The following is a 17204-nucleotide window of genomic DNA, read 5'->3' on the forward strand; positions in this document are numbered from 1 at the left end:
GGGGGCCGCTTTGGGGGGGCCGGGGGGGGGGGGGGGGGTCCTGGCCGGGGGGTGGGGGGGGGGTGGGGGGGGGGGGGGGGCATGGGGGCGGCCGTGGGTGGGGGGGGGGGTTGGGGGGCGGGCGGCGCACGGCCGCCCCCCGCACCGCGCACCGCCGGGCGGTGCGCAGAGCATCGACGGAGCGTGTCCAAAGCCGTTCAGTCGTTCGTCTCGCGGCCTCGAATTGGCCGAAAATCGACCCTGCCTCGCGCTCTCGATCACCCCTCCCACCATACGAATTGACGGCGCGTTGGGTGCTCCAGGGGCGTGCCATGGGGGCGCATTCGAGTCGCGATGACCAGGTCCCGCCCGTCTGTTCGGTCGGATAACGCCCCGCGCGCGAGCGTATGTTCCGCACTCCACAAGCGGCTCCGCCGCCCCGCCACTTCGCGTTCTTCGTGGCAGCATGGGGAACCGGTTCATGCGGTGCACTGGTTGTCCACAGCCTGTGGAGGCGTCGATGCGGTGGTTGGTGGGATGGAGCAGCACCGCCGCGTCCGCCATCGGCAGCGGCACCGCCGGGGCGACCGGCCCCGACGGCGAGACCCTGCACCCGGTGGGCTCACAGCTCCTGTGGGGCGACCCCGACCCGCTCTGGGCGGTCGGCGACTGGCGCCCCGACGAGGTCCGGGTGGTCTCCGCCGACCCGCAGACCCGGATCGCCGTCCTCGGCACCTGCGCGGCCGGCGACGAGGAACTGCGCGTCGCCCTGTTCGCCGCGCGCGGCGGCGCGCTGCGCCATCTGACCGCCTGGCCCGGAAGCTACACGGCCGTCGTCCGGTCCGGCCGCCGGATCACCGTCTGCGGCGATCTCGCGGGCGCCCGCCCGGTCTTCCACACCCCCTGGGCGGGCGGCACCGCCTACGCCACCGCCGCGCTGCCGCTCGCCGACCTCGTCGAGGCCAACCTCGACTTCGGTCATCTCGCCGCCCTGCTCGCCGCCCCCGACGTCCCGGCCGCCCTGCACGACTCCACCCCGTACGACGGGGTACGGCGCGTTCCGCCGGGGCACGCGCTGATCCTGCGCGCCGGGGCCCGCGAGATCGCCGGATACGAGCCCGTGGCCTCCCTCGCGGTCGCGGCCCCGCCCGCCGACCCCGACGCCGCCGTGGACGCCGTACGGGACGCCCTGGTGGACGCCGTACGGGCCAGGCTGTCGGCGCCCCGGCATGTCCCCGGCGCCGGCATCGACCCCGGCCCGGTGCCCGGCATGGGGCCCAACGAACGGCGCGCCTCGCGCGGGATGCCGGTTCCCGGGATCGGCGCCGACCTCTCCGGCGGCCCCGGCTCCGCCACCCTCGCCCTGCTCGCCGCCGGGCTGCCCGGCATGCCGGGCACGGTCCTGGGACACGGCACGGGCGCGGGCGAGCGGCTGCTGGCGGTCACCTTCAACGACCTGGCCGTCGCCGGCCGGGAGGCCGAGGTCCAGCGGGCCGGCGAACTGGCCGCCAACCCGCGCCTGCACCACGTGGTGGTCGCGGGCGGCGAGGAGAGCCTGCCCTACGCCGACCTGGACGGCCCGCTCACCGACGAACCCGGCGCCAGCCTGGTCTCCGCCGCCCGGCACCGCACCCGCCTCGCCTCCGGCAGCGCCGACCACTTCACCGGCTACGGCGCCCGCCAGGTCCTCGACGCCCACCCGGCCCGGCTCGCCGACCTCCTGCTGGACCGCAAACGCCGCCACCTGCTCCGCCCGGTCGCCGCCCTCGCCAAGGCGGAGGGCTCGGTGCTGGTCCCCCCGCGCGTGTACGGCGCGGCCCGGCGGCTGGCCCGCACCCCCTACCGCACCGGGGTCAACGGCCTGGCCGACCTGCTCATGGACCGCCGTTTCGACGAGCCCGGCGGCGCGGTCGGCGCCTCCCTCGCCGCCCTCACCTGGGCGAGACCCGGCCCGGCGGCCCGCTGGCTGACCGGGGAGGCACTGGCTGAAGTATCGGTTCGCCTGCACAGCGAACCCGGCCGCTCCGGCGTCCAGGGCCCCGGCCAGCGCCCCGGCGACTTCCGCGCGCGTGCCGCCCTCGCCCGCCACGCCGCCGACCTGCGCATCCTGGAACAGGCCGCCGAGATCCGCTTCCAGCGCCTGCACACCCCCTTCCTCGACAACCAGGTCGTCCGTGCCTGCCGCGCCCTCCCCGAGGCCCTCCGCGTCCAGCCGGGCGCACGCGCCGCCATCCTGCGTACGGTCCTCAAGGGCGCCGGCGTCGGCGACCTCCCGCCCGGCTGGGGTGCCCCCTCCGGTGTGCCCGCCGCCGCAGCCGCCCGCATCGGCCTGCGCGTCTCCGTCGGGCACCTGATCGACCTCTTCGAAACGCCGCTCCTCGCCGAGGCGGGCCTGGTGGAGGCCCGGGTCGTCCGCAAGGCCCTGCGGGAGGCCGCCCAGGGCGAACCCGTCCCCGTCGACGGCCTCGCCGACCTGGTCTCCCTCGAACTGTGGCTCCGCCGTCTCCTGGCCCGCCGGGGCACCTGCTGGACCGGAACCCCGGCCCGCGCGCGTGCCGTACCGGCGGGGATCTCGCCCCAGAGGGGGGCGCTGGGCGCGGGGGTCGTACGGCGGGGGTAGGGAGCCGGACCACCGGGCCCCGGTGCCTCCGCTCCCCCTGGGACAGCCCCACCGACCGCCTCCCGGGGACAATGGCCCGGTGCGGTACGGAATCCTCGGTGTCACCGAGGCTTGGGACGAGCGGGGCGTCGCCCTGGCGCTCGGCGGTGCGCGGGTGCGGGCGCTGCTCGCCGCGCTCGCGCTGCGTACCGGACGGGCCGTCGCCACCGAGACGCTGATCGACGCGATCTGGACGGACGAGCCCCCGCAGGATCCGCCGGCCGCCCTTCAGGCGCTGGTCGGCCGTCTGCGCCGGGCCGTCGGGAAGGACGCCGTGGCCGGTGAGCCGGGCGGCTACCGTCTGACGGCGGCCGAGGACGACGTCGACCTGTTCGTCTTCGAGCGGCTGACCCGCCGGGGCACCACCGCACTGCACGCGGGCGACGCCTCCTCCGCCGCCCGCGATCTCGCCGCCGCGCTCGCGCTGTGGCGCGGCCCCGCCCTCGCCGACCTCCCCGACCGCACCGCCGCCGCCCGCCCCGAGACGCTGCGCCTGGCCGCGACCCGCGCGCGTATCGCCGCCGACCTGGCCCGGGGCCGCGCCCAGGACGTCGTACCGGAACTGTCCGAACTGACGGCCGTGCACCCGTACGACGAGATCCTGCACGCCCACCTCGTCCGGGCCCTGCGGGACAGCGGCCGGGGCGCCGACGCGCTCGCCGCCTACGAACACGCCCGCCGCACCCTCGCCGACGGCCTCGGCGCCGACCCCGGCCCGGAACTACGCTCCCTGCACGCCGAACTGCTCGACCGGGACGCCGGGTCACCACGGGACGCCGGGTCACTGCGAGACGCCGGGAGACCATCGGACGCCGGGCTTCGGCCGGGCGCCCGGTCCTGGACGGCCGCCTCGCCCCGGCCGTCCACCGCCTCACCCCATCCGGCGTCCCTGCCCCAGCCGGAGAGCCCGCCCCATCGGGCGCCTCTGCCCCGGCCGGAAACCCCGTCCCACCCGGCATCCGCGCACCAACCGCCCCTGCCCCAGCCGGAGACCGCACCCGCACCCCCCGAACAGCCCGCCCGCACCGGCAACATCCGTCCGCGCCTTAACTCTTTCGTGGGCCGGGAACTCGAACTCGACGCGCTTCGTTCCGAATTGCACAGGGCACGACTGGTCACACTCACCGGACCGGGAGGCTCTGGCAAGACCCGTCTCGCCGAGGAAGCCGCCGCCGGGCTCCCGCAGGCGTGGCTCGTCGAGCTGGCCCCGCTCGATCGGCCGGAGGCGGTGCCAGGCGCGGTGGTCAACGCGCTCGGTCTGCGCGAGACCGTGCTCATGACCAACGACCTGGCGGCCCCGCAGGACGACCCGGTCGCCCTGCTGATCGAGCACTGCGCCCCGCGCGGACAGCTCCTGATCCTTGACAACTGCGAACATGTCATCGGCGCGGCGGCCGGCCTCGCCGAGACCCTCCTCACCCACTGCCCGGGGCTCACGATCCTCGCCACCAGCCGTGAACCCCTGGGCGTCCCCGGTGAGTCCGTGCGCCCGGTCGAACCCCTGCGGCCCGATCAGGCGCACCGGCTGTTCGCGGAGCGCGCGTCGGCGGTCCGCCCCGACCCCGACGCCGTGCTCCGCGACCGGGCGGCGGTCGCGGAGATCTGCCGCCGCCTGGACGGACTGCCGCTGGCCATCGAGCTGGCGGCGGCCCGGCTCAGGATGCTCACCCCGCGCCAGATCGCCGACCGGCTGGACGACCGCTTCCGGCTGCTGACCGCCGGCAGCCGCACCGCCCTGCCCCGCCAGCAGACCCTGCGCGCGGTCGTCGACTGGTCCTGGGACCTGCTCGACGAGCCGGAGCGGGAGACGCTGCGCGAGGTCTCCGTCTTCGCGGGCGGCTGGGACCTCGACGCCGCGGAAGCCGTCTGCGGCGGCGACCGGACCGCGGAGCTGCTGGGCGCCCTGGTCGACAAGTCCCTGGTGGCCGCCGCCCCGCACGAGCGCGACGGCGGCGGGAGCATGCGCTACCGCATGCTGGAGACCATCCAGGAGTACGCGGCCGAGCGCGCCGCCGAGACCCCCGCGCGCCGCGCCGATACCGAGGCCCGGCACCTCGCGTGGGCCCGCGCCCTCGCCCGCGAGGCCGACCCGCTGCTGCGCTCCGCCGGGCAACTCCCCTGGATCGCCCGCCTGGAGACCGAGCTGGACAACATCCGCGCGGCGCTCCAGCGCGCGATCACCACCGGCAAGGAGGCCCAGGCCGGTGACCTCGCTCTCGCCATGGGCTGGTTCTGGTGGCTGCGCAACTACCGCCAGGAGGGCGTGCGCTGGATCGAGAGCGTGCTGCGGCTCGCGGCGGCCGACGCCCCGGCCGAGGACGGCGGGCCCGCCCCGTTCGACCTCATCGGCGCGTACCTCGCGGCCGCCGCCGAGCCGGAACCCCACCCGCACCACGCCCTCCGTACCCACCTGCGGATGCTGCACCTCTTCCTGGGGTCCGACACCGAGCCGATGGACGGGCTCGCGGACCCCAGGTCCGAGGCGTACGTCGACCGGCTGCGCGCCCGCTACGAGCGGGGCGGTCCGGAGGCGGCCCGGATGCCGGGACTGCTGTGGCCGCTGACCGCCTTCCACCGCAGGGACCGGATCGACCCGCTGCCGGTCCTGGAGGCGGCGATCGGCAACTGCCGCCGGTTCGGCGGTGACTGGGAGCTGGCGGCCACCCTGATGTTCCGGGTGCATCTCCTGGTCGACGCGCTGGGCGGCATGGAGGGCGTGGACGACGACCTCGCCGAGCTGCGTGGGCTCAGCCGGCGGTCCGGCGACCGCTGGCTGCGGGCCCAGGTGTGCAGCGCGGCGGGCGAGGCGGCGATGCCGGCCGGCCGCTTCGAGGAGGCCAGGGGGGAGTACGAGGAGGCGCTGCGGCTCGCCTACGAGGTGCGGGCGTTCGCCGAGACGCCGTTCCTGATGGTCCGCCTCGCGGAGATCGCGTACCGCACGGGCGACCGCCCCGCCGCCGTGGCCCGGCTGGAGGAGGCGGACCGGGCCGCGCAGGGGTACGGCGTTCCGGACGCGCGGGCCTATGTCGCGCTGATGCGGGCGCAGATCGCGCTGGACGCCGGGGACGTCGGCCAGGCGCGCGCCTGGTGCGAGGCGAGCCGCCGACAGGGCGCCCTCGGCACCCCGCCGCCGCATTTCGCCGCCGCGCTGGGCTGGCTGACCGCGCTGGTCACGGCCGCGGAGTCCGGCCCCGCGCGGGGACTGCCGCTGCTGGCCGAGGCGCTGGACAGGGCCAGGGCGGCGGGCTGCGCGGAGTCGATGCTGGCCGGGCTGGTGAACGGCGCGGCCGAACTGTCCGCACGGCTAGGCGACTTCCCGCGAGCCGCCCGGCTGCTGGCCGCCGCCGACCGCCTCCTCGACGGCCGGTCCGGCCCCCTGCCCCAGTGCGCCGAGACCGACCGCACCGACGCGGCCGCCCGCGAGGCCCTCGGCCCGGACCGCCACACGGCCGAGCGCGCCCGGGGCGCGAAGCTCACCATCGAGGACGTCCTTCACGACCTGCACGACCTTCACGACCTGAACGGCCTGGAGCACCCGAACGACCCGCCCGCCTCGGCCACGGCCGACCCCGCCACCCCGCCCGCCGACCCCTCGGCGCCCCCTACCCGCAGGTGAAACGCGACTCCGCCCAGTCCACCGGCAGCAGGCGGTCGAAGTGGCTGTGCGGTTCGACGACCAGCCGTACGGTGTCGTGGCCGGTGAGGTTGACATGCACGGGGACCGCCGGTTCGCCGCCCTCGACCGGGCCGGACTTCCACAGCCGGGTGCCGTCACCGCCGTAGACGGAGAAGGAGACCTTGCCGAGGGTGAGCGTCATGTCGTCGACGCCGGCATGGGCGTCGAAGGCGGTGCACCGGTGGTTGAGGTCGATGGTGACGGAGGAGTCGCCATGGACCGTGACGCCGTGGGCGTAGGTCCGGCCGCCGATGGACAGCCCCTGCCGCTGCCACACCCAGCTGCTCTCCGCGATCCGCATCTCGGGCTTGCTGCCGTCGCCCGCGATGTCGTACGCCAGCTCGCTCCACCGGTAGACGACCGGCACCGGGGGAGGCGGCGGGGGCGTCGGGGTCGGAGTGGGTGTGGGACTCGGGGGCGGTGTCGGGGTGGGCGTGGGTGTCGGGCTCGGGGTGGGGGCCGGAGTGGGCGCAGGGGAAGGGGTCGGCGTCGGGGTGGGTTTCGGGGTGGGCGTGGGCCGTGCCGCCGGGACGACCGCGGGCGGCGGGGGCGGTGCGGGCGAGGTGCGGGAAGGGGCCGGGGTCGGGGACGGGGCCGGGCGTTCCGGCAGGGCGGCCGGGGCCGATGCCGGTGGCCTGGCCTGGGGTTTCGGGGGCGCGCTGTCGTCGCCGACCAGCGCGAGCGCCACGGCGGCGGCGGCCACCGCGACCACACCGGCCGCGATCCCCGCCTTCACCGGCGCGCTCGCCCCCTCGGCGGCGGCACCCCCGTTCGCCGCGGCGGCGGCACCGGCCCCGCCCGCCGCGCCCGCACCGGCCCCACCGGCGATGAGCCCGACCGCCTTGGCGTACCCGGCGGCGCCGAACCAGCCGATGACGGCCAGCGGCACGACCGCCGGGATACCGCCGGCGACCTCCTCGATCTGGCTGGCGGCCAGCCGGCACTTGGCGCACTCCGCCAGATGCTTGCGCAGACCGCGTTCGGCACGCGTGCGGAGCTTGCGACGGGCGTAGGTGCCGAGTTGGTCGGCGTAGCGGGCGCATGCCTCGTCATCGACCAGGGTCGCGCTGACATGCGCTTGCAGATACGCCTGCTTCAGCCCCTCGCGCGCCCGGCTGGCCAGCACCCGGGTGCCGTTGGCGTCCAGCCCGAAGAGCGTGGCGACCTCGCTGGGCGACTCGTCCTCGACCTCGGTGTGCCACAGCACGGCCTGCCAGCGCTCGGGCAGCGAGCGGAACGCCCGCATGGCCATCGACTGCTCGGCCACATGCATCGCCCGGACATCCGCGCCGAGGTCCAGGGTGTCGCCGTCGGACACCTCCGAGGCACGCGCGGCCTGCGCGGCGAACACCGCGAAGTCGTCGACCAGTTGCTCGCGCCTGGCGGAGTGGGTCCAGTTCGCGGCGACCCGGCGGACACTGGTGAGCAGATAGGCGCGTACGGCGTACTCCGGCCCGGAGCCGCCGCGCACCGCCTGGAGCATCCGGGCGAACACCTCGGCGGTGAGATCGTCGGCGGTGTGCCCGTCCCGGCAGCAGGTACGGGCATAGCGGCGCACGGCGCCTGCGTGGCGCCGGTACAGCTCCTCGTACGCCGTGTCGTCCCCGGACCGCATCCGCGCGATCAGCTCACCGTCGGCGGGCGGCATCTCCCGGGGCGGCGGCAGCACCCCGCCGTCCCGCCACTCCCGCTGTGGCGGCACGTTCCCCTCGCCGTCCCGCCCGGCGAAATCGCCCTCGCCCGGCTCCCCGCCCTGCGCCGGCACGGCACCGCCGCCGCCCGGCTCACCGCCCCGTCCCAGAAACGTCCCTGCGCCGGATCCACCGAGCGCCGCGCCCCCCCGGTCGCCGCCCCGGTCACCACCCTGCGGAGGAACCTGGGCCCCATTCGCACGGCCGACGGACTCACCGCCGGCACCGCCCGCCCCCGGAAACCCCCAGCCGTCCTCGACCGGCTCCCCGCCCTGCGTCGGAATCCCCCTGCCGCCCTCGCCGGAGCCCCCGGCCCGACCCCCCTGGCTGGGAACCTGCGGAGTCGTCTCGCCTCCGGTGCCCGCGTCGCCGTCACCGAGTGACTCGTCGCGCCCGTCAACGCTCATCGCGCACAGCCCCCGCCGCCTGCCCAACCAGTCCCGAACACCGGGTCAGAGTGCCACACCGACTTTTCGTCAGTAACCCGCGGTTGGCTCCATCCACTCGTCCGAGGGGACTTGCCGGGGCGGCCGTACGGACAGTCACCCGTTCGGGGAAAGCTCAACGGGTGACGCCCCCAGGCGAGTTGACAAGCGTGCCGGAATTGCCCGAAAACGGCGTAGGGGTACAGGCGTACAAGCATCCGCACCCCCAGAACCGCCGACGCTCACCTCATCGAGTCACCAGGGCCGGGAGCGGCCCTGATCCAGTAGGCCCCCCAACCCCGAAGCGGACCCGATCGAGTCACCGAGTGCCAGGTCCGCCCGCCCCGATCGAGCCCCCGTGCCAGAGCCGCCCGGTCGAGTCACTCACCCCGGGTCGACCCAAGGCCAACCCAGGGTCGACCCAAGCAGCCCCCAAGCCCGCCGCAAAGTCGCCTCAAAGCCGCCCCAGACCAGCCCTGATCAAGCCACCTGGCGTCAGAGGCCCGACCCCACCGGGCCCGATCAAGCCCCCCGGCGTCAAAGCCCCGCACCCAACCGCACCCAACCGCACCCAACCGCGCCCGATCGAGCACCCGGCATTCAAAGCCCGCCCCGCCCCGGTCCCGATCGAGCCACCCGGCATCCAAAGCCCGCCCCGCCCCGGTCCCGATCGAGCCACCCGGCACCCGAGGCCAGCCCCCATCAAGTCGCCCAAGTCGCCGACGGCAAAGGCCGGACCCGCCCGGACCCGCCCCGGACCGTCCCACATCAAGCTGGACGGCACCGGACCGGACCCGACCGGCCCCGCGCCGTCAAACCCCGCCTCAAACCGGCCGAGACCGCAACCCCTCCAGCAAGATATCCAGCAGCCGCGCCGACGCCGCCGCCTGCTGGGCCGCGTCCGGCAAGGACGGCGCCGCCGTGGCGATCACCAGCAGGACATCGGAGACGGACACGTCCGGCCGGAGCTGGCCCGCCGCGCGCGCCCGGTCGACCAGCTGCCCCACGACATCGAGCAGCGCCGCCGCACCGGCATCGTCCACGACGGACACCGAGGCCACGGACGTCACCGAAGCCACCGAAGCCACCGAACTCACTGACGTCACCGAGTTCACCGGCGTCACCGAAGTCGCCGAATGCACCGCCGCCGCCTCCTCCGGCACCAGCCGCAGTTCCCCGGCCCCCGGCTGCACCCGCTGCGCCGGCACCCGCGCCCCGTCGGCCCCACCGTCCTCGGCGACACCGACCCGCAGCACCTGCGGCGGCAGCAGCCGCCCGGCGCCGGAGGCGACCGAGGTGCGCAGGAAACGGGACAGCGCCGACCACGGCTCGTCCTCCTGCCCGAGCGCCGCGCGGGCCTGGTCGGTGAGCCGGGAGGTCTCCTCCTCGGCTATCCGCCGGACCAGGACGTCCTTGCTCGGGAACCGCCGGTAGACGGTGCCGACACCGACCCGCGCCCGCCGGGCCACGTCCTCCATCGGAGCGCCGTACCCCAGCTCGCCGAAGACCTCGCGCGCGGCCCGCAGTACGTGCTCCAGATTGCGCTGTGCGTCCACCCGCAGCGGGGTGCTGCGCGGCTCGTCACCGCGCCCGCCGCTCGCCATCGGGCCCGGCGGGCCCAGCGGCCCGGCCGTGCCCACCGGTCCCGCCGGTGCGATCGCCGACGCGGATGACCAATGAGAGTCCTGAACATGCATACGAATTCCCCCGGTAAACGACGTCTCCCCCCGGAGACGCTCCCCGCCATTGGATACCGGAGCGCGGCGAACGAACCCTAACTTCGGCCCATGTGGCGAGATCCTGACGGACCCCGCACCTCCCGGACCCGAGAGCGCATCCCCCTACACCCCGTCGGGACACGAACATAGTTGAGCGGGAGTCAATACAGAAGGGGCAGGTTCCGCACAGAGCGCCCCCCGATCGGAGTACGAGCCGCAAAAGTCCCGGTTCCGCCCGCTTCCCCCACCCGGCACCCCCCGGCTGACCTGCGCACCTGTCCGCCCACCGGGGCAATACGGCCAAGCCGGGGCAGGTCCGGCCTCCGGTCACACAAATTGCCGGGGCTGTGGACAAACGGCGGTGCCCGGTGCGTCATGGGGTGGTGAAGGAACGTGCGCGCATTCTCGTTGTCGGCGGTGGCTACGTCGGGATGTACACGGCCCTGCGCCTCCAGCGTCGGCTGAAACCCGAACTCAAGCGGGGCGAAGTCGAGATCACCGTGGTCACACCTGACCCGTACATGACCTACCAGCCGTTCCTCCCCGAGGCCGCGGCCGGATCGATCTCGCCACGCCATGTCGTCGTCCCGCTGCGCCGCGTGCTGTCCGGCTGCCGGCTCGTCGTCGGCGAGATCGCCGCCATCGACCACACCAAACGCACCGCCACCCTCACCACCCTCGCCAGCGAGGAGGAGGGCACCGGCCCGCGCGGACTGCCGTACGACGAACTGGTGCTCGCCCCCGGCTCCGTCTCCCGCACCCTGCCCATCCCGGGCCTCGCCGAGCACGGCATCGGATTCAAGACCGTCGAAGAGGCCATCGGCCTGCGCAATCACGTCATCGAGCAGATGGACATCGCCTCCTCCACCCGCGACCCCGCGATCCGCGACGCCGCCCTGACCTTCGTCTTCGTCGGCGGCGGCTACGCGGGCGTCGAGGCGCTCGGCGAGCTGGAGGACATGGCCCGCTACACCGCGCGGTACTACCACAACGTCAAGCCCGAGGACATGAAGTGGGTCCTGGTGGAGGCGTCCGACCGGATCCTGCCCGAGGTCGGCCCCGACATGGGCCGCTACACCGTCGCCGAACTGCGCCGCCGCAACATCCAGGTCCTCCTGGAGACCCGCCTGGAGTCCTGCGCCGACCGGGTCGCCGTCCTCAGCGACGGACAGCGCTTCCCGACCCGTACGGTCGTCTGGACCGCCGGCGTCAAACCGCACCCCCTGCTCGCCGCCACCGACCTGCCGCTCACCGACCGCGGACGGCTGCGCTGCACCGCCGAACTGGCGATCGAGGGCACCGCGCACGCCTGGGCCGCGGGCGACGCCGCCGCCGTCCCCGACCTCAGCGCCGCCGAACCCGGCACCCTGTGCGCCCCGAACGCCCAGCACGCCGTGCGCCAGGCCCGGGTCCTCGGCGACAACATCGTGCACAGCCTGCGCGGCGAGCCCCTGGACACCTACGCCCACTCGTACGCCGGTTCGGTCGCGTCCCTCGGCCTGCACAAGGGCGTCGCCCAGGTCTACGGCCGCAGGCTCAAGGGCTGGCCCGCCTGGTTCATGCACCGCACCTACCACCTCAGCCGGGTGCCGACCTTCAACCGCAAGGCCCGCGTCCTCGCCGAATGGACCCTTTCCGGCCTTTTCAAACGGGAGATCGTCTCCCTCGGTTCACTCGAACATCCCCGTGCGGAGTTCGAACTCGCGGCCGGTGGAAAGGCCACGGACAACCCCGACGACGACCCGAAGGGGTCGAACTGACCGGTCGGCGGAACTTCGGGCCGCACCCCAGCGTCTGACGGATGTCGACCGGTCGGCCACACTGCCAGACTGGTCCCCCCTGGACCGGTCCCCCAGACCGGGTCCACCCGGCCGTTCGACGGCCCCGGGCAGGCCGCCATCCCGCCCGACCCGCCACCAGACACCCCGCCTGACACCCCGCCTCACACCCACGAGGCTGTCCCCCAAGTGCTGCATTCCCCGGAGGCCGAGACACGGTGCGGCTACCGCCACGCCGGGCACCCGCTGCCCACCACCGGGATTCCGGGCCGGAAGCGGAGCCGGCCGACGACGACTACACGAGGCAAGGATTCGTGAACTTCACGCGCTGGAACGCCCGGCTCCCCGGAACAACGCGCCGCGCCGCAGCGCGCCGCGAAACCGCCGCACCCCCGGACCGCCCAGCGGACGGCCGCAAAGGCCACAAGGGCAGAGAGGCCAGGGAAGGCCGGGACGGCCGGGACGGCAGGGAGGCCCGCGAAAGCCGAGACGGCCGCGAAAGCCGCGAAAGCCGCGACGGCCGAGACGGCCGCGACGACTGGGACCCCCGAGAAGCCCAGGACAACCGCGACGCGAGGGACGCCAGGGACGCCCGCGACACCCGCGACCGCCGGGAAGGCTCCGTACCCGCAGCCCGCGCCGAACACCTCACGGACGCCCCAAGGACCACCCCAGCCACCACCCCCACCACTCCCCCCACCCCCACCCCCACCCCCGTCCCCTCCGTCGACAACCTCCCGGTACGTGACGTCCTCGACCGAGTCCCCGCCCTCGTCGCCCTGGTCCACGGCCCCGACCACCGCCTCGGCTACGTCAACGACGCCTACGTCACCGCCTTCGGCACCCGCGCCCTCGGCCACCCGGCCGGCGACGCCCTCCCCGAGCTGCGCGACCTCGGCCTGCTGCCCCTGCTCGACCAGGTCCTGCGCAGCAAAAAGCCCCGTACGGTCAAGTCCCGCAAGGCGTCCGACGGCCGCTGCTACACCTTCTGCTGCACACCGGTACGGCACGGCGAGGGCGGCGACGAGGGTGTCCTGGTCTTCGCCACCGACGTCACCGACCACGCCGAGGCCGCCGAACGCCTGCGCGCCAGCGAACGCACCCAGCGCGAGACCGCCGTCACCCTCCAGCGCTCCCTCCTCCCCCAGGAACTCGAACAACCCGACGACCTGCGCATCGCCGCCACCTACCACCCCGGCGGCACCGAGGCCGCGGTCGGCGGCGACTGGTACGACGTCATCACCCTCGGCGGCGGACGCACCGCCCTCGTCATCGGCGACGTCATGGGCCGAGGCGTCCGCGCGGCAGCGATCATGGGCCAATTGCGTACGGCGGTCAGGGCGTACGCCCGCCTGGACCTCCCGCCCCACGAAGTCCTGCAACTCCTTGACGGCCTGGCGACGGAGATCGACGCCAACCAGATCGCCACCTGCGTCTACGCCATCCACGACCCCAACGAGGGCCGGCTGGTGTACGCCTCGGCGGGCCACCTGCCGATCCTGGTCAGGGACGAGTCCGGCGCGGTCCTGCGCACCGACGAACCCACCGGCCCGCCCCTGGGCACCGGCGGCTGGATGTACGCGTCCGGGACCATCCCCCTCGGCCCCGGCTCGACCGCCGTCCTCTACACCGACGGCCTGGTCGAACGCCGGGACGCCGACCTGGACGAGGGCATCGCGTCCCTGGAGCGCGCACTGGCCGGCGCCACCGGCACCCCGCAGGTCATCTGCGACCGCCTGGTCCGCTCGGCGGGCGTCACCGCCGACCACGACGACGACGTGGCCGTCCTGGTCCTCCAGCATCCCGCCCGCACCGGCCCCGACGGCGAACTCTTCCGCAACGCCGCGCTGGAACTGCTCGGCGGGGTCGAGGCCGCCCCGCGCGCCAGAGCCTTCGCCTCCGGCGTCCTGAGCAGCTGGCGCTTCCCGGCCGACCTGCACGACGCGGGCGTCCTGGCGGCCAGCGAACTGGTCGCGAACTCCCTGCAACACGGCATCCCACCCATGCGCCTGCGGCTCCGCCGCACCGACCGCCGCCTGATCGTCGAGGTCACCGACGGCGACGACCACCTCCCACGCCGCCGCCGCGCGGAACCCGGCGACGAGTCCGGCCGCGGCATCGCCATCGTCGCGACGATCGCCACGAACTGGGGCAGCCGGAAGACGCCGGGCGGCGGCAAGGCGGTGTGGTGCGAGTTCGCTCTGCCGCTGGGCGATGCGGGGTAGGTGGGGGTGGGCGCGGGGTTCGTTGTCGGGTGCGGGTGAGTGGGGGCTGGTCGCGCCCACGCGGCGGAGCCGCATATCAAGCACAGCCCCGCGCCCCTTTACGGCGTATCCCGGCCCGGTACTACACCTTCGCCGGGAGTGGCTCCACAGCCGCGCCCCGCCTTACGACCTGACTCCGGGCCAGCCACGGCTGGTCCTGCACCGGCGTGAGGCTCCGCCCCATGCGCAGAGCCAGCACACTGATCCCCAGCGAGAACACCAGGAACGTCACGACGTACGGCCCGTGCAGCGAGGCCCCCATGGGCCCACCGATCGCCGGTCCCAGCGCCAGCGCGAGCTGCTTGACCAGCGCGAAAGCGGAGTTGTACTGCCCGGCCAGCCCCTCCGGAGCCAGATCGGCCACCAGCGGGGCGACCGTCGGCGACAGCATCGCCTCACCGAGCCCGAACAGCGCGTACGTCGACACGAAGGCCGCGGTCGCCATCGCCTGGCTGCCACCGCCCAGCCCCGCGTACGCCGCCGCGATCCAGGCCACGGCCCAGATCAGCCCGACCGCCGCGATCACCCGCGACCGCCGCCGCCGCTCCACGAACCGCAGCACCACGAACTGTGCGACGACGATCACCGCCGTGTTGGCGGCGAGCGCGGTCCCCAGCGCGGAGGTGGAGATCCCGGCCGCCTCGACCCCGTACGCGGCCAGCCCCGACTCGAACTGCCCGTAGCACGCGAAGAACAGCACGAAGCCCAGGACGGACAGCTGCACCATCGCGCGGTTCCCGAGCAACTGCCTCCAGCCGCTCCCGGCCGACACCGCCGCCGGCACCCGCACCGCCCGCGGCATCCGCACGCTCCCCAGCACCGCGACCAGCACCAGGAACATCGCCGCCTCGATCGAGAACAGCAGCGTGAACGACGACACGCGCGTGGCATCGACCAGATGCCCCCCGATGAGCCCACCGACGCCCAGCCCCAGATTCTGGAGAAAGAACTGCGTCGCGAACGCCCGCGACCGCGTCTCCGCCGACGACACGTCCACGATCATCGTGGCCAGCGCCGGCTGCATCACGGCCTGCCCCGCCCCGAGCGCGGCGGCCGACAGCAGCACGGTGACCGCGCTCGCGGCGAGCCCCAGACTCAGCGCCCCCACCGACGCCGTGACCAGAGCCACGAGCAGCACCGGCAGCGGCCCCCGCCGCACGATGGCCCGTCCGGCGAACGGCAGTACGACGAGTGCGGCCACGGCGAAGACGGCGAGCACCATGCCCGCCGTCACGGCACCGAGCCCCCGCACCTGCGCCACATAGACATACAGATAGGGGACGGTGAAGCCGAGCCCGAACGCGCTGAGCGCGTTGCCCACGTGGATCCGGCGCATCGCCGCGCCCATCACCCTGGTCACGTTCACCTCTCTCAAGGAAGTCGACGAGTGGTAGTTGAAGATCCTCGGTACTGAGAACCAAAGACTTCGAAGATAAATTTCAAAGCTAAAAGATACACATCGAAGGACTTCAAGGCCAAGCCGTGCCATGCGATACTTCGGCCATGGGCGACACGCGCGACGACACCCCCGGCGACCACGAGCCGACCCTCGACGAACAGATCGCCGCCTACCAGCGCGAGTTCCAGGACCTGGACCCCCAGGTCGAGAAGATCGTCTCGGCGCTGTCCCGGCTGAACCGCCGGATGAACGTCGCGTACGGCCGCCAGACCGCCGCCCTCGGCATCAGTAACACCGACTGGGAAGTCCTCAAGGCCCTGGTCCTCTCCGGCGCCCCCTACCAACTGGGCCCGAGCGATCTCGCCAAGCGCCTCGGCCTCACCCCGGCCGCGATGACCCACCGGATCGACCGCATGGTCACCGAGGGCCTGGTCACCCGCGAACGCGACGAGTCCAACCGGGTCCGCGTCATCGTCGAGCTGACACCCGAGGGCCGCGGGAAGTGGCTGGCGGTCATGCGCCTGGCCTCGGTCTTCGAGGAGGACCTCCTCCAGGACCTCACCCACGCCGAGCGAACCGCCCTCGGCGATGTCCTCACCCGGCTCCTGCGCCGCGTGGAACACGCCCAGCCGGACGCCGGCGGTCGTCTCAGCGACCTGGACTGATACCCCAGATAAAAGATCTTGACAGGAGGCGGTTGACAGCCCCCTGCCGGATCCGTAATGTTCTCCGGGTTGCCGCAGAGCCGTAACGGTTCTTCGACAGCACCTCCCGCCGCGAGAGCGGCAAACCAAACCACCAGCGCGACCTCCCGGCCGGGTTGATTTCGGCGTGCCCGAATTCAATTCGATTGAGGACTCGGCGGCCCGATTGGGAATCACCGAGAGAATCCGCTAAGGTTTGAAACGTCGGAACGGCCGCAGGGCCGGGAAGGCAAACCCCGCTGACTGGGGGTCAGGTCGAGAAAAGGATCTGATAGAGTCGGAGACACCGAAGGGAAGCCCGGAGGAAAGCCCGAGAGGGTGAGTACAAAGGAAGCGTCCGTTCCTTGAGAACTCAACAGCGTGCCAAAAATCAACGCCAGATATGTTGATACCCCGCTCCCGGGCCATCTACTTGGTTCGGGGGAGGGTTCCTTTGAAGAAAAAACACAGCGAGGACGCAGTGAACAGTCCGGGCTTATTCCGCCTGGTTGTTCCGCTCTCGTGATGTGTGGTCCCGATTACGGGAAAACATTCACGGAGAGTTTGATCCTGGCTCAGGACGAACGCTGGCGGCGTGCTTAACACATGCAAGTCGAACGATGAAGCCTTTCGGGGTGGATTAGTGGCGAACGGGTGAGTAACACGTGGGCAATCTGCCCTTCACTCTGGGACAAGCCCTGGAAACGGGGTCTAATACCGGATATCACTTCTGCTCGCATGGGTGGGGGTTGAAAGCTCCGGCGGTGAAGGATGAGCCCGCGGCCTATCAGCTTGTTGGTGAGGTAGTGGCTCACCAAGGCGACGACGGGTAGCCGGCCTGAGAGGGCGACCGGCCACACTGGGACTGAGACACGGCCCAGACTCCTACGGGAGGCAGCAGTGGGGAATATTGCACAATGGGCGGAAGCCTG

General features: G+C 73.5%; 8 protein-coding genes and 1 rRNA gene. 6 read left to right on the top strand and 3 right to left on the bottom strand.

The window, feature by feature from the left end; translation table 11 throughout:
* Window positions 1-499: 499 nt before the first annotated feature.
* The gene (locus tag ACFRFC_RS13755) at window positions 500-2599 is read left to right on the top strand and encodes an asparagine synthase-related protein (protein WP_382682138.1); all 2100 of its coding nucleotides are present in this window, start codon (window positions 500-502) and stop codon (window positions 2597-2599) included.
* 79 nt (window positions 2600-2678) lie between these two features.
* Window positions 2679-6254, top strand: coding sequence for a BTAD domain-containing putative transcriptional regulator (locus ACFRFC_RS13760; protein ID WP_382682135.1), 3576 nt, complete (start codon window positions 2679-2681; stop codon window positions 6252-6254).
* Here ACFRFC_RS13760 and ACFRFC_RS13765 read toward each other — a convergent pair.
* Window positions 6241-8412: a sigma-70 family RNA polymerase sigma factor gene (locus tag ACFRFC_RS13765; protein WP_382682133.1), complete on the bottom strand. Its 2172-nt coding sequence runs from the start codon at window positions 8410-8412 to the stop codon at window positions 6241-6243. The genes ACFRFC_RS13760 and ACFRFC_RS13765 overlap by 14 nt on opposite strands.
* An 842-nt stretch (window positions 8413-9254) precedes the next feature.
* Window positions 9255-10127, bottom strand: a complete 873-nt coding sequence (locus ACFRFC_RS13770; protein WP_382682131.1) for a TetR/AcrR family transcriptional regulator — start codon at window positions 10125-10127, stop codon at window positions 9255-9257.
* 401 nt (window positions 10128-10528) lie between these two features.
* On the opposite strand from ACFRFC_RS13770, the gene ACFRFC_RS13775 reads away from it, so the two are divergent.
* On the top strand, window positions 10529-11908 hold the full coding sequence (locus ACFRFC_RS13775) for an NAD(P)/FAD-dependent oxidoreductase (RefSeq protein WP_382682128.1): 1380 nt from the start codon (window positions 10529-10531) through the stop codon (window positions 11906-11908).
* 332 nt (window positions 11909-12240) lie between these two features.
* The gene (locus ACFRFC_RS13780; RefSeq protein WP_382682125.1) at window positions 12241-14151 is read left to right on the top strand and encodes a SpoIIE family protein phosphatase; all 1911 of its coding nucleotides are present in this window, start codon (window positions 12241-12243) and stop codon (window positions 14149-14151) included.
* A gap of 121 nt (window positions 14152-14272) precedes the next feature.
* Here ACFRFC_RS13780 and ACFRFC_RS13785 read toward each other — a convergent pair whose 3' ends face one another.
* A complete protein-coding gene (locus tag ACFRFC_RS13785) occupies window positions 14273-15538 on the bottom strand; it encodes an MFS transporter (RefSeq protein WP_382682847.1) in 1266 nt (421 codons plus the stop codon).
* Window positions 15539-15693: 155 nt separating this feature from the next.
* Between ACFRFC_RS13785 and ACFRFC_RS13790 the strand changes: the two genes are divergently transcribed.
* Together ACFRFC_RS13790 and ACFRFC_RS13795 are read left to right on the top strand one after the other, a co-directional pair.
* Window positions 15694-16254 (top strand): MarR family winged helix-turn-helix transcriptional regulator, encoded by a 561-nt coding sequence (locus ACFRFC_RS13790; protein ID WP_382682122.1) that lies wholly within the window; start codon window positions 15694-15696, stop codon window positions 16252-16254.
* A gap of 570 nt (window positions 16255-16824) precedes the next feature.
* Window positions 16825-17204: ribosomal RNA gene (locus ACFRFC_RS13795) — 16S ribosomal RNA — on the top strand; the annotation flags it as partial.

Origin of the sequence: Streptomyces sp. NPDC056734 (assembly GCF_042790455.1) — a bacterium.
Lineage (GTDB): Bacteria > Actinomycetota > Actinomycetes > Streptomycetales > Streptomycetaceae > Streptomyces.